The organism is Neobacillus mesonae, from assembly GCF_001636315.1.
Classification (GTDB): domain Bacteria; phylum Bacillota; class Bacilli; order Bacillales; family Cytobacillaceae; genus Neobacillus; species Neobacillus mesonae.
Map to the genome: position 1 here is coordinate 2,869,507 of NZ_KV440949.1, position 14,710 is coordinate 2,884,216.

General features: G+C 42.8%; 10 protein-coding genes and 1 pseudogene. 10 read left to right on the forward strand and 1 reads right to left on the reverse strand.

Annotation, left to right across the window (positions count from 1 at the left end; translation table 11 throughout):
- Positions 1–3 precede the first annotated feature (3 nt).
- Together A6749_RS13620 and A6749_RS28940 are read left to right on the forward strand one after the other, a co-directional pair.
- Positions 4–972 carry a ring-cleaving dioxygenase gene (locus A6749_RS13620; RefSeq protein ID WP_066390295.1) on the forward strand — a complete coding sequence of 323 codons (969 nt, stop codon included), beginning with the start codon at positions 4–6 and terminating at the stop codon, positions 970–972.
- 19 nt (positions 973–991) lie between these two features.
- Positions 992–1,138, forward strand: a pseudogene (locus A6749_RS28940) (carboxylesterase); the annotation flags it as partial.
- A 118-nt stretch (positions 1,139–1,256) separates the two neighbouring features.
- On the opposite strand, the gene A6749_RS13625 reads toward A6749_RS28940, so the two are convergent.
- Positions 1,257–1,646, reverse strand: coding sequence for a YkvA family protein (locus A6749_RS13625; RefSeq protein ID WP_066390301.1), 390 nt, complete (start codon positions 1,644–1,646; stop codon positions 1,257–1,259).
- Positions 1,647–1,876: 230 nt separating this feature from the next.
- Here A6749_RS13625 and A6749_RS13630 point away from each other — a divergent pair, with 230 nt between their 5' ends.
- From A6749_RS13630 to A6749_RS13665, 8 genes are all read left to right on the forward strand, one after another.
- The gene (locus tag A6749_RS13630) at positions 1,877–5,266 is read left to right on the forward strand and encodes a S8 family peptidase (RefSeq protein WP_066390303.1); all 3,390 of its coding nucleotides are present in this window, start codon (positions 1,877–1,879) and stop codon (positions 5,264–5,266) included.
- Between the two features lie 179 nt (positions 5,267–5,445).
- Positions 5,446–6,417 carry an ABC transporter permease gene (locus A6749_RS13635; protein ID WP_236719666.1) on the forward strand — a complete coding sequence of 324 codons (972 nt, stop codon included), beginning with the start codon at positions 5,446–5,448 and terminating at the stop codon, positions 6,415–6,417.
- Positions 6,414–7,271: an ABC transporter permease gene (locus A6749_RS13640; RefSeq protein ID WP_236719667.1), complete on the forward strand. Its 858-nt coding sequence runs from the start codon at positions 6,414–6,416 to the stop codon at positions 7,269–7,271. The genes A6749_RS13635 and A6749_RS13640 overlap by 4 nt, the downstream gene beginning before the upstream one ends.
- The gene (locus A6749_RS13645; RefSeq protein ID WP_066390306.1) at positions 7,246–8,865 is read left to right on the forward strand and encodes an ATP-binding cassette domain-containing protein; all 1,620 of its coding nucleotides are present in this window, start codon (positions 7,246–7,248) and stop codon (positions 8,863–8,865) included. Before A6749_RS13640 ends, A6749_RS13645 begins: the two co-directional genes overlap by 26 nt.
- Complete coding sequence (locus tag A6749_RS13650) at positions 8,846–10,420, forward strand: ABC transporter substrate-binding protein (protein WP_066390308.1); 1,575 nt, start codon at positions 8,846–8,848, stop codon at positions 10,418–10,420. Before A6749_RS13645 ends, A6749_RS13650 begins: the two co-directional genes overlap by 20 nt.
- Positions 10,421–10,436: 16 nt before the next feature.
- The gene (nikR, locus tag A6749_RS13655) at positions 10,437–10,856 is read left to right on the forward strand and encodes a nickel-responsive transcriptional regulator NikR (protein ID WP_066400959.1); all 420 of its coding nucleotides are present in this window, start codon (positions 10,437–10,439) and stop codon (positions 10,854–10,856) included.
- A gap of 112 nt (positions 10,857–10,968) precedes the next feature.
- A complete protein-coding gene (locus A6749_RS13660) occupies positions 10,969–12,552 on the forward strand; it encodes an amidohydrolase (RefSeq protein WP_066390309.1) in 1,584 nt (527 codons plus the stop codon).
- A gap of 202 nt (positions 12,553–12,754) precedes the next feature.
- Positions 12,755–14,659, forward strand: coding sequence for a PTS mannitol transporter subunit IICBA (locus A6749_RS13665; RefSeq protein ID WP_066390310.1), 1,905 nt, complete (start codon positions 12,755–12,757; stop codon positions 14,657–14,659).
- The last annotated feature ends 51 nt before the right edge of the window (positions 14,660–14,710 follow it).

A 14,710-nucleotide genomic window follows, 5' to 3' on the forward strand; every position in this document is an offset into this window, starting at 1 on the left:
GAAATGAAACTCTTAGGCTTGCATCATGTCTCCATTTTGACAGGAAAAGCGGAAAAGAATTATGAATTCTTTACGAAGATTCTAGGGATGAGATTGGTAAAGAAAACAGTTAACCAAGATGATACAAAGTCTTACCATTTATTCTATGCGGATGCAGAAGGAACACCTGGTACAGAGGTCACGTTTTTTGACATCCCTGGGCTTGGAAACTCCTACAGAGGAACATCTGATATTTCCACAGTCTCTTTAAGGGTTCCAAGTACAGAATCATTACTGTTTTGGAAGGAAAGATTTAATCAGTTTGGAATTGAATCCGGTGAGATTGAAAAGAGGGCGCAGCGGGATACGTTAGCTTTCAGAGACTGTGATGGGACACGGCTTATTCTTGTGGCTGATAACGGGGAAAAAGGTGTGAGAGCAGGTATTCCGTGGCAGCGAGAGGATATCCCGTTAGAACATGCTATTGTTGGTCTAGGACCAGTAACACTTACGGTTGCAATTGCGGAACCAACGATTGGTGTACTAACTGATGTTATGGGATTTCGTTATGTTGGTTCCTATCCATCTCTTGAAGGAGACTTTGCTGAAATCCTGGTTTATGCAACCGGGGAAGGCGGAAGCGGTGCTGAAGTTCATATTGAAACAAGACCAGACTTGCCAAGGGCACGATTAGGCCGCGGCGGAGTACACCATGTCGCTTTCCGTGTTCCGAATATAGAAGAATATGATCAGTGGGCTGAGCGCTTAAAGAATAATCGTCTTCCAAATTCGGGCAAAGTGGAACGTTATTATTTCAAAGCGTTATATTTCAGAGAACCAAATGGTATTTTATTTGAGCTATCAACAGATACTCCAGGGTTTGCTACGGATGAGCCGATGGAAACGATGGGGCAAAAATTAGCCTTACCGCCATTTTTAGAGACACGCCGTGAAGAGATTGAAGAAAACCTACGGCCGCTAGAGTTAAATTAAACCTAGAACTGGCATGTAGGGAGTTGAACTTCCTGACTTGTCCGGAAAGTCTGTGTTTATTGGTGCTGGAAAGAACGACCCCCTCTGTCCACCAGTGGAATCAACCGAATTACAAACGTTATTAGAAAAAGCAAATGCAACTGTAGAACTTCATTGGGAGAATTGAGGACACCAATTAACGATGCAGGAAGTAGAAGCAGCGGGGAATTGGTATCAAAATTTAAATCTGTAATCTAGAAAAGGCCACTTAAAGTGGTCTTTTCTTTTGGTGTTTTACAATTGTGTCAAAACCTTTTATTAATAAAGAAAGAAACCGTCCATAGGAAAATACCAACCCAAAGAAGAATAATAATGGTTCCGGCAATCCAGTTTTTCTTTTTAACCTTTTCTGATTTCTCGGCATTTTCCCTGCATTCCTGCAGAACTTCTTTAGGTATTAACTTCAACACAAAAATAATTCCTAACGGAACAAGGATAATATCATCTAAATAACCTAATATAGGGATGAAATCAGGTATTAAATCAATCGGACTAAAAGCGTATGCGGCTACAATCATCGCTAACATTTTAACATATAGCGGTGTTTTCGGATGTTGAATGGCTTCGACTAAAATGAAAATATCCCGTTTTATCTTTTTGGCTTTTGTTTTTATATTAGTAAGTGCTTCACCCATTTTATCTCCTCCATTACCTCACTAATGGTAGTTTATTATAAAATATCAAAATGTAGAAGATGAAACACGGGACGGTTCTCCTGCATCCTTGGAAGGGAAGCAAGAGAATTGTCCTTTTGTTTATACTTACTAAATATTACACTATTACCTTAAACTAGAAATATATTCTATTATTTGTTAAACTATTATAGTATTTTCTAAATTTATAGAATTATATGGAGGGGGATTGTATGAACAAAAGAGTTTTTGGAAGAGTAGCATCACTCATGCTCATCTTTTCGCTATGTGTCAGCTTGTTTCAACCGCTTGCTGCGAAAGCTGACAACGAAATACCGGATGAGATGCCGCAGTTGGAAAAAGGGCAAGTTATGGAGGGGGAATTTGTTCAGCCTGGACAAGTTCATTGGTACAAAATTGCTCCAACTCAAGATGAGATATCTAAAGATACTCATATGAGAATCAAATTGACGGGTTCGTTTGAGGGCGCAGTTTCGGTATATCCTGATGCCGATCGAGCCGATAAGGACGAGACGTTTGATTCCTATCGGGCCTATTTAAGCACAGAGGCACCAGTACAAATTGAAATGCCTCATGCCTGGACTGGTCCGTATTATATCAAGGTAGAATTTTACGGTGGGTATTATGATGAAACGGATATGGAAATGGACCCTGAAGCAGAGGAACCTTACGAGCCATTAAACTTCACCTATCAAATTGGCTATGAGGGTGTGAAACTTCCGCCGGGGACGATACTTGGTGAGGCATGCCCTGTTGAATTAAGTACGGAAAAAAAGGCATCAGGCGTGGAAATATTATCCCAGCTTCGCTCTGTTAGGGACAATCTTTTATCGAAAACAGAGCAAGGAAAACAGCTGTCAACCCTTTATTATAAAATGGCACCATACCTTGTAACCAAAATGGTGCTGGATAAAAACATTAAAGAGACAGTGTATAAGGATCTTGTTCAACTGAAACCGCTCTTTAAGGATATCGCTGCAAACAGTGATCAAAGCAGCTATCGCTTCTCAGTGAATGATCAAAAAGCAATTAACGAGTTATATGAAATCGTTATAAAAAATGTGCCTGATCATGTAAAGGCAGAAATTGAAAAGAAAGCATTAGAAATCGGGCTTATCACACTTGCCGATCAAAAAGTGTCGGATGTTCTAAGAAAGTCAAACTTGGCATTTTCAAACAGTGACACAAACCGAATTATCGTTAAACTGAAAGACGGGAAAATAGTAAGCGGCCTTCAACAAAAAGCAAAAACACTTGGCCTCTCTATTGCATCGTTAAAAGCCAATGATCGTGTGCTTGGTAACACATTCGTTTTAAAAGCAAACAGCAATGCCCAAGAACTGGCAAAGCAATTCTCGAAATTGCCAGAAGTCGAGTATGCAGAGCCAGTACAGAAATATCATAAACAATCACAGGATATTCACTATCAATACCAGTGGTCATTGGAAAATACCGGACAAGATTCCGGCAAAACAGCTGCAGATATTAGATATGAGAAATTACAACAGCTAGTAAATCAAAGTAACCTTCAGGATGTTTTAATTGCCGTTGTGGATACAGGCGTTGACAATACATTAGCTGATCTTGAAGGAAAGGTGAGTCGGGATGGTTATGATTTTGTCAATCGTGACAACGATCCTTACGATGATGAAGGTCACGGCACACATGTCGCCGGCATTATTGCCGCTGCGTCTGATAATAATTATTCCATAGCAGGTATCAACCAAAAAGCGAAAATATTACCGGTAAAAGTACTTGATGCTTCCGGGTCAGGTGATAGTGACCAAATCGCTTTAGGGATTAAATATGCTGTAGACCATGACGCAAAAATCATTAATTTAAGTTTAGGCGGAGGGAAAAGCAGAGTTATTGAGGAGATGCTGAAATATGCTGCGTCAAAAAATGTGACTGTTGTCGCAGCATCCGGAAATGATGGAAGTATGGAAGTATCTCACCCGGCTTCTTCAAATCGAGCCATTGCAGTTGGAGCAACAAGCAGACTGGATATCGTTTCTGACTATTCCAATTACGGTGAGGGTCTTGATTTAGTCGCACCAGGGACAGAGATTCCAAGCTTACTTCCTGATGGTAATGTGACATTCTTAAGCGGTACATCCATGGCCGCACCACATGTTTCAGCGGTTGCCGGGCTGCTACTTGCGCAAAATCCAAATTTGACACCTGCTGAAATCAAGCAAATTTTAACGGAAACTGCAGATGATGTGGCTGTTGAAGATGTTAATAATGATGCAGGTTATTATGACCCTGAATACCCTTTTCCGACTCAGCCTGCACAACCTGGATATGATAAAGTTTCAGGCTGGGGGAGATTAAATGCGTGGAGCGCATTAAGTGCAGCTGATTTAAACCTATCTGTTAACGACTTTACAGATAATGAAACAAAACTAACAGGGACCGCTAAAAAAGACACCCAAATTGAAGTGAAAAACGGAGATAACCTGCTAGGAACAGCAAAGGCTGAAGCTGACGGTAAATTCAGTGTGACCATTCAGCCGCAAATGGCCAATCAAGTACTTCAATTGGCTGCGAAAAACGGAAAGTCTGAAACAAAGGTCAAAGTGATTGTAAAAGATACTTTAGTTCCTGAAATGCCATTTGTCAATAATGTTACTAACCTTGATGAGGTGGTAACTGGGGAAGCGGAAGTTGGGACAACTGTGATAGTGAAAACAGCATCAACAGTGCTCGGTGAGGCTGAAACAGAGGCCAACGGTCACTTTACAGTGAAAATTAAAAAGCAAAAAGATGGTACTTCATTATATGTATCAGCAACGAGCCTTTCTGGAAAAGAAAGTGAAGCGGCAAAGATTATTGTTTTGGATAAAATTGCACCAGCAGCGCCAAAAGTGAAAGCCGTTAGTAACCGTGATCAATCCGTGACTGGAACAACGGAAGCGAATGCAACAGTCATTGTAAAAAGTAATGGGAAAACAATTGGAACGAAAGAAGCGGATGCTAAAGGAACGTTCAGCGTACCGATTAAAAACCAGAAGGCAGGAACGGTTCTTCTGGTTACGGCAAAAGACGCGAGCGGTAATGTTAGTAAAACAACAAAAGTAGTCGTAAAGGATAAGACTCCGCCTGCATTGCCAAAAGTAAAGGTTGTGACTGATCAGGATAAGTTGGTAACGGGAACAACAGAAGCCAATGCAACGGTGGTGGTCAAGCTTAAAGGGAAAACAATCGCTTCGAAAAAGGCCAATGCAAAAGGCAAGTTCACCATAATGATTAAAAAGCAAAAGGCTGGAACAGTACTAATCGTAACGGCAAAAGATGCCGCCGGGAATGTAAGTAAAGCGGTAAAAGTAACCGTAAAGGATAAAACCCCGCCGGCTCCACCAAAAGTGAATGCTGTGACCAATCAGCATAAGGTCGTGACCGGAAAAACAGAAGCCAAAGCAACAGTAGTTGTGAAGCTTAAAGGAAAAGTGGTCGGAACAAAAAAAGCCGATGCCAAAGGAAATTTCAAGGTAGCGATTAAGAAGAAAAAGGCAGGAACCGTCCTGACGGTAACGGCAAAAGACGCTGCCGGGAATATAAGCAAAGCAACAAAAGTAACTGTAAAGAAAACGAAGAAATAAACCAATTGAAGCATGAGAACTGTTCTCTCACTTCCTTATCAGGAAGCAGAAGAACAGTCCCCATGCTTTATTTTTTATTTTGAATAACTTGGTGTTGATGTGAATATATTCAGCTTGAGTGTTATTGAACTTTGGTGACACAAATGTAATGGAACGTGTTACGTAAGTGAAAGGGGTGGGTGATTATTCGGTTTGTTGTTTCGAGATTCTTTGAGGTAATCATTGTCCTATTTATTGGCAGTATTCTTTGTTTTACTTTTATTCGAATGCTGCCGGGTGACCCTGCCGCTGCCATGTATGGGGATCAGCTGCAAAAAATGAGTCAGGCGGACCAGCTTCGAATAGCTGGGAATCTTGGTTTAGACCAGCCCCTTTATATGCAGTATGGGAAGTGGCTGCTAAATGTACTGCAGGGTGAATGGGGGCATTCTTATACGACGGGCGAGGATGTAAAAGTAATGGTGGCCAATGCTGTTGAACCAACCGTTATTCTCATGCTATTTTCAACCATTATTATTCTTGTCATTTCGTTATTCTTTGGAATCTTAACAGGCCTAAGCCGTTACTCCGTTTTAGACCACGCGGTGACCATCGTGGGATTTGTATTGATGTCGCTGCCGTCTTTCTGGCTGGCGCTGATGCTGATCCTCGTTTTCTCCGTTTATTTAGGAATTTTGCCGACATCGGGGATTGGCCATGAGGGAATTGATGATTGGCTGAAGCATTTAATCATGCCGTCTGTAGTACTGGCATTAGCCCATATCGGTTATTACATACGGATATTGCGCAATCATATTGCTGTAACAAAAGAAAAAGAATTTGTCTGGGCTTTGCAAGCGCGGGGTATTTCCAAACGAAGGATTCTATATAAGCATTTACTTTCAAATGCCTCCCTTCCTTTTCTGTCTTATATGGGGATGTCGCTTTCGCTCACACTTGCCGGGTCTGTAGTGGTGGAGACATTGTTTTCATGGCCTGGTCTAGGAAGACTGTCATTAAAATCAGCGCTTGCCCATGATTATCCAGTAATTATGGCCGTAATTTTATTAAGTATGAGTGTTGTGATTATCGGAAGTTTTATCATTGATCTCATTTGCTTATGGCTTGACCCGCGCATGAGAGAACAGCTTGTGAAGGAGGGAGGCCGATGATGGGAAAACAAAAATGGGGAGTCCGCTTTATCGTGGGATACCTGCTTTTATTACTGATTCTTACTGTATTTGCACAGGTTGTTACTTCATTTGACCCGCAGGCCGTTGGACTATCTTCTATTTTACAACCGCCTAATGCAGTTCATTTATTTGGGACTGATGAACTCGGCCGTGATGTTCTGACCCGTTTGTTATATGGCGGCCGCGTGTCCCTTGCAGTTGGGCTGGCAGCAATGCTGATTTCCGTTGTGATTGGAGCCGGTTACGGGGCAGTCAGCGGCTTTGTCGGGGGAATCATCGACCGTGTCATGATGAGAGTACTAGATACATTGATTAGTATTCCTAGTATTTTATTAATGATTGGCATTCAAGTGCTGCTCCCGCGTAACTTAGTAACCGTTGTCCTGGTGATCGGTCTGACAAGCTGGATGCCGATTGCCCGCTTAATTCGAGCTGAAATCCTTTCATTAAAGGGCGAAATCTTCATCCAGGCCTCAGCTGTAGTTGGAGCTTCGCCACTCCAGCTGTTAACCAGACATTTATTGCCGCAATGTCTGCCTACAATTACCGTTATGTCAATCAGCGGTGTCAGTCATGCCATTTTGGCAGAAGCAACATTGAGCTTTCTAGGCTTAGGCATTCCGCCCCATGAGCCGTCTTGGGGGAATATGCTGACAGGGGTGCAAAACTATTTGTTATCCGGGGTGTGGTGGATTGCACTGTTTCCAGGCCTCCTGATTACATTAACCGTATTAGCCGTGACATTTCTTGGGGATATCCTGCAAGACCGGTTTGCACTGCCACAATTGAGGAAAGGCGGGAGAGCATTTGGGGGATCAAGTATTAACAGTTAAACATCTGTCCGTAACACGAAAGGAAACTGGAGAACAAATACTTAAGGATGTTTCATTTAGTGTGCCACGGGGGAATATTACGGCCATTATCGGCGAAAGCGGTTCTGGAAAAAGCATGACGGCAAAGGCAATCCTCGATTTACTGCCAAAGGGAATTCATCTATCTTCCGGCTGCGTTGATTTTTTTGATGAGAATGTGTTTGCGATGGGAGAAAAGCGAAAACGGGAGTATCGTGGGACACAGCTGGGATTTGTTTTTCAAGATATGTACGGCACATTTGATCCGATGAAGACGATTGGACAGCACTTTCACGAGCTATTTTCAGTTCATACCAAGGTTTCTAGAAAACTAGCAAAAGAAAGGGCCCTCCAATTATTAACTCAAATGCAGCTGCCAGATCCGGAACATGTATATGGAGCCTTCCCGCATGAACTATCTGGGGGAATGAGACAGCGTGTGCAGCTTGCGTTAGCCTTGGCGCTTGACCCCGTGCTGTTAATGGCGGATGAACCGACTACAGCGCTGGATGTCAGAATCCAGAAAGATGTACTCCGTCTTATTAAGGATTGGAGTATCCGAACAGGTGGCAGTGTTCTCTTTATTACCCATGATCTTGGGGTAGTCGCGGAGATTGCTGATTCTGTTGTTGTCATGAAGGATGGAACTGTTGTCGAGACTGCATCTGTTCATCAGCTATTTGATCAGCCTATTCATCAGCAAACAAAAGAATTGCTGCATCATCACCGGGCATTGACAAAGGTACATAATCGGCTGAATGAGACTTACGCCGATCCGCTCCTAACTGTTCATCAAGCCCAAAAGATTTATTTTAAAAAGAAATGGTTCCAAAAACAAGCCATCCAGGCCGTTAATGATGTTAGTTTTTGCATCGGAAAAAGGGAGATTGTCGGATTAATAGGTGAAAGCGGCAGCGGCAAAAGCACCCTTTCTCGATTATTGCTGCAGCTGGAAGCATTTGACCGGGGGGGAATCAAATGGAATGGAGCGCTGCCGTTCCGAAGAGGAATTCAATGGGTGCACCAAGATCCGCTTGCATCCTTTGATCCCCGCTGGAATGTGGAGAGAATTGTTGGCGAAGGACTGGATTATTGGAAGGATAAAAAGGTTAACAGACAACAGCAGGTGAAAGAGATATTACGAAAAGTAGGTCTAGCTGAATCGGCCTTGTCTTTTTATCCGCATGAGCTTTCAGGAGGAATGCGGCAGCGGGTGGCTCTGGCGAGGTCGCTTTTTTTAGAGCCGGAGCTGCTTATTTTAGATGAACCCTTTGCCAGCCTCGACATGAGCTCGCAAGCGGAATTGCTCACTCTTTTACGGCGATTTAACGAAAAAGAAGGAACGGCCATTTTATTTATCTCCCATGATATTCGAGCAGCGATCGCCCTTTGTCATCGAATTCTCGTGATGGAAAAAGGCCAATTGGTTGAGGAGACAATGGCGGCTGATCTGTCAGCTTCCGTTAATATCTATACGCAACGTTTATTATCGTCGATGCTAGCGATTCATCCAGGCAGACGTTTTCAAACACAAAAAGTACAAGAGGAGAGGGAATATGCCTATCAAAAAGTTTAAATCAATGTTCTTCTCATCGTTCATTACTAGTATGCTTCTGCTGCCTGGATGCAGCGGAGAGCAGGCTTCTTCCAACGCTTCCGCCACAAAGAAACAGCTTGTCTATGGAACTGAGACGGAGATTGAGAAAGTGAATCCTGTTTTGAATGAAAATCAAGAAATTGACAGTCTTCTATTTCGCGGATTGACAAAGCCAACAGAAACAAACGAAATTGTCCCTGACCTTGCGAAGGAGTGGCAAATATCGGATGATCATCTGACCTATACGTTCATATTAAGAGATGATGCCAAATGGGAGGACGATCAACCTGTTACTGCCGAGGATGTCAAATTCACCCTGGATAAAGTAAGGGACCCTAAAACTAATACACCAATTGCCGGTGACTTTAGTGAAATTAAATTGATAGAAGCGGTGAAGGAAAATGAAGTGCGTATTACATTGCGGAACCCTTTTCCGCCATTGCTGGATAAATTAAAAATCGGGATCTTACCAAAGCATCTCTTACAAGATGAAGATATCAATAAAACCGATTTTAATCAGCATCCGATTGGTAATGGGCCATTCAAATTGAAGGAGTGGGGCGGTGACCATACGATTACGCTTGAAAGAAACGACAAGTATTACGGGCCAAAGCCAAAGCTTGAAGAGATTGTGTTCAAGCCTGTTCCCGACCCCAATACACGTGCATTGCAATTGAAGACAGGAGAGATTGATCTGGCTCTGATGGAACCAAGCCAAATGAAAAGTGTGAAAAAACAAGATCGCTTTACTGTCCATTCGCTTTCAACAGCTGATTATCGGGCTGTGATGTATAATTTCCGCAAACCATTGTTTGCAGATACCAAGGTTCGCCAGGCTATGAATTTTGCGGTTGACAGAGAAGCGATTGTGAAAGGGCTGCTATTCGGGAAGGGAGAGCCGGCACTTGGACCGCTTCAAGTATCGTGGGCGGATGCTCCGCAGCAAGAGATGTATTCCTATCAACCGGAAATGGCCAAGGCATTGTTAGCGGAAGCAGGCTGGAAAAAAGGCAGTGATGGCGTCTTAGTAAGAGATGGCAAGCGATTTGAGTTTGAACTTGTTGCTCCGATAACAGATCCTGTCCGTACGGCGCTGGCGAATGTAGTCGCAGAACAATTGAAGTCCCTAGGGATTGCAGTTACCCCTAAGCCGCTTGATTGGAGTGCCATTAAAATTGACCAGGCAGATGCTTTTGTCATTGGCTGGGGCAGTGAATTTGACCCGGATGATCACACTTATCGAATCTTCCACAGCAGTCAAATTGGTGATGGATTATATAATATGGGCGCCTATCAAAATGGCAAGATTGACAAATTGTTAACACAGGCGCGCATATCTGATGATCAGAGTGAGCGAAAGGAACTATATAAACAATTTCAGCAGGAGCTGGCGGCGGATCCCTCTTTTAACTTCCTGGTGTATTTAGATGCATTATATGGTGTTAATAAAAAGGTAACAGGGATCAGCAATCGTACATTAGGTCATCATGGTTTCGGAGTACTATGGAATATTGAAGAGTGGGATAAAAAATAAAGGCGGGGAACAATGTATGCATGATTCTATTGTAAAGAGGTTCGGTGTTTCCATGGACGGCCATTTACTGCGAAAGTTTGATCAATTAGTCAAGAAAAAGGGCTATGAAAATCGTTCTGAAGCCGTTCGCGATCTTGTCCGCGATGCGCTGATTCAACAATCCTGGGAAGAAAGCGAACAATTAGTGGCTGGAAGTATTCTGTTGTTTTACAACCATTCGCAACGAAATCTATTGGAGGAAATGACGCAGCTCCAGCATGACATGCATGACTATATCCTCGCTACAACCCATTTTCATTTAGATCATGACAGCTGCCTTGAGCTGATTGTGGTGAAAGGAAAAGCGAAAGAAATCCAGAAGCTCAAGGATAGACTAACGAGTTTAAAAGGTGTGGAATATGGGAAGTTTACAGTGGCACCGGTAGAACAGGTATAGGGACCCTTTTGATAATGTAACCGAAAGAATATTAAAAACTTGCTGAATACGATATACAATAGTAATTTTAGGATAGTAGTTTCGGTAACATTTTAGAAAAGGGGTCCTTTTTATGAAACAGCTTTGGTATGGCGGAACCATTTATACAATGGAAAAAGAAAATGAAACAGTCGAGGCAGTCTTGGTGGAGGATGATAAAATTCTTGCTGCCGGATCATTTGCTGGATTGGTTGAACAGGCGGATGAACAAATCGACCTGCAAGGAGCAGTCATGTTTCCAGGGTTCGTCGACAGTCACCTTCATATGATTTTTCAAGGGCAAAAGTTAATTCGCTTGGACTTAACGAAAGCTAGTTCAGCTGAAGAAATGATAGAAATGGTGAAAGAAGCTTCGAAGACAACGCCTGCTGATAAATGGCTGTTTGGTGAAGGCTGGAATGAAAATAATTTTATAGATAAGCGGTTTCCGACGATGGAAGAGCTAGATGCCATCCGCGCAGAACCGATTTTATTAACACGTGTCTGCCACCATGTTGTCCTGGGTAATTCAGCAGCACTTGCCGCCGGGGGGATTTCAGAAGCGAGCGAATCTCCAGCTGGCGGTGAAATCGGCCGGGATGCTTCTGGAAAACTAAACGGCCTTTTATACGATAAAGCTTCAGAATTCGTGACAAATGCTATTCCTCGGGAAGGGGAAGCCTATATTGACTCGTTGGTTGACGAGCTGAACTTGGCTGTTGATAATATGCTGTCACTCGGCTTAACAGGCGGCCATACGGAGGATATGAGTTATTTTGGTGAATTTACCAATCCATTAACCGCCTTTCGCCGGGTTATTGGTGAAAAGCACCATATCAGAGTGAATCTGCTCCGTCATAATGCCGTATTTGAAGAGATGATAAAAGCAGATGTCCAATTTGATGAACCTTTTATTGAGCCGGGTGCAATGAAAATTTTTGCTGATGGGGCATTAGGAGGTTCGACAGCGGCATTATCAGAACCGTACGCTGATCAGCCGGAGCAAAATGGGCTATTGATCCAAACAGAGGAGCAGCTGGAGGAATTAGTCAAGCTTGCCCGTAAATATGATGAGGCCGTTGCCGTTCATATCATTGGTGATGCCGGAGCAGAGCAAGGATTGAATGCAATTGAAAAATATCCGGTACCGGAAGGAAAGCGTGACCGCTTGATTCATGGGTGTGTGTTACGCGAAGATTTAGTCGAGCGGATGGCAAAATTACCGGTTGTTATCGATGTCCAGCCAGCCTTTGTTCCATCTGATTTCCCGTGGGTAATCGACCGTCTAGGGAAGGAACGGCTGGAATATGCGTATTCATGGAAAACTCTTTTAGACAAGGGAATTATGTGCTCGGCTGGAACAGATGCTCCGGTAGAGGATATTGACCCGCTTATTTCTATTTACGCAGCAGTAGAGCGGAAGAAGCCGTATGCAGAACATAATGGTTATCTCCCGGAGCAAAAGCTTTCCCGTTTTGAAGCGATTCGAATGTATACCGTCGGCAGCGCTCAGGCAATTTGCAAAGAACACGAGCGCGGACTCATCAAACCGGGCTATGACGCTGACTTCTCCATTTTTGACCGTGACTTATTTGCTGGAACATCAGAAGACATGCTAAAGGCCCAAGCGATCAAAACCGTTGTCGCCGGACGAATCGTCTATGAGAAAGTAAAATAGATATGGTGACGGTCTCTTGCTTCCTTTGGGAAGCAGAGGAACCGTCACTTATGTTTTATTTAAGAAAGTATAACCATTACAAATTGAGAAAAGCTAACTTTGTCACCTTTATTGTGACAAAGTTAGCTTTTCTCTTTGTTGAAGGAGGGAGGTTCGTACTTTACCATTAATTATGTACTAATATTTTGAAAGGATGAGAGCAATGGCTCAATCTAATATAAAAGTCGCTGTTCAGAAGTTCGGTAACTTCCTAAGTTCCATGGTTCTGCCGAATATTGCCGCTTTCATTGCTTGGGGATTAATTACGGCGCTATTTATTCCAACTGGTTTCTTCCCAAATGAAAGCCTTGCCAAACTAGTTGGACCAATGATTACCTATTTACTTCCGTTATTAATTGGTTATACAGGAGGTAAGCTTGTTTACGAACAACGCGGAGGTGTTGTCGGTGCGATTGTAACAATGGGTGTCATTGTCGGGGCAGATATCCCGATGTTTCTAGGGGCTATGATTATGGGACCGCTTGGCGGTTATGTGATTAAAAAGTTTGATCAAATGATTGAAGGAAAAGTTAAGAGCGGATTTGAAATGCTTGTTAACAATTTCTCGGCTGGAATTCTTGGCGGCCTTTTTGCAATATTGGCCTTTTTAGCCGTAGGGCCTGCCGTTACGGTGTTTACAGGCTGGCTTGTTAAAGGTGTTGATTGGTTATTATCAACAGGTTTGCTGCCATTAACAAGTATTATTATTGAACCAGCAAAAATTTTGTTCTTAAATAACGCGATAAACCATGGGGTGCTCTCACCAATTGGTTTAGAGCAAGCGAAAGCAACAGGAAAATCCATTTTATTTCTTCTTGAAGCAAACCCGGGACCTGGTATTGGCGTTCTGCTTGCCTATTGTCTCTTTGGAAAAGGAAATGCAAAAAGGTCGGCACCAGGAGCTGCCATTATTCACTTTTTCGGCGGGATTCATGAAATCTATTTCCCATATGTTTTAATGCGCCCGATGTTATTTTTCGCCATCATAGTGGGTGGAATGAGCGGGGTATTCACCCTAACACTTTTAGGCGGAGGATTAGTTTCTCCTGCATCGCCGGGCAGTATCATTGCTATTATGGCAGTTACTCCGCCGCATGCAAGTACCTATATAGCCAATATTGCCGGCGTTCTTGTAGCTGGAATTGTTTCCTTTATTTTGTCATCCTTTATTTTAAAAACAGGCAAACAACAGGATGAGGATATTGAAGAAGCAGCTAGAAAAATGCAGGAAATGAAAGGAAAGAAAAGCTCCGTTGCGAATGTTTTTTCCACAAATTCTGCTACAATGCCTGAACACGTAAGTAAAATTATCTTTGCCTGCGATGCCGGAATGGGTTCAAGTGCAATGGGCGCTTCACTGCTAAGGAAAAAAGTGAAGGAAGCTGGGCTGGATATTTCAGTAACTAACACTGCCATTAGTAATCTGCCAGCAGATGCTCAAATTGTGATCACTCAAGAAGAGTTGACACCAAGAGCGCAAAAACAAGTGCCGAATGCTTATCATATTTCGGTTGATAACTTCTTATCAAGCCCAGAATACGATCGGTTATTGGACCGGTTAAAAAGTCCTGAAACAGCTGAACTTCAGGAAATCGTTGAAGATGCTGAGGCTGTTGTTCCGAGCGGCACTCCACAGCCAGATGATGCCTTATTGCGTGAAGAAAATATCTTTCTGAATCAAGATTTTGCATCAAAAGAAGAGGCCATCCGCTTTGCTGGCCGGGTGCTGGTCAACGCAGGCTATGTCAAGGAAAGCTATATTGATGCTATGATTGCCCGTGATGAAATGACCTCAACATACATGGGAAATGACGTAGCAATTCCACACGGGACTGAAGAAGCGAAAAAGGATGTTCTCAATTCTGGATTTACTGTTTTACAAGTACCAAATGGTGTAGACTTTGATGGTCAAAAGGTACGTTTAATCTTTGGTATTGCGGGGAAAGATGGTACACACCTTGAAATTCTGTCCGGAATTGCTGTTACTTGCTCTGATATGGCCAATATTGAAAAACTGGTTGCGGCAAAATCAGCCAAAGAGATTATGGACATTTTAAATGATAAATAATGTATTTACTGAATAGAAAAGCCGCTTATGCTGCTTTTCTATTCTCTTTTT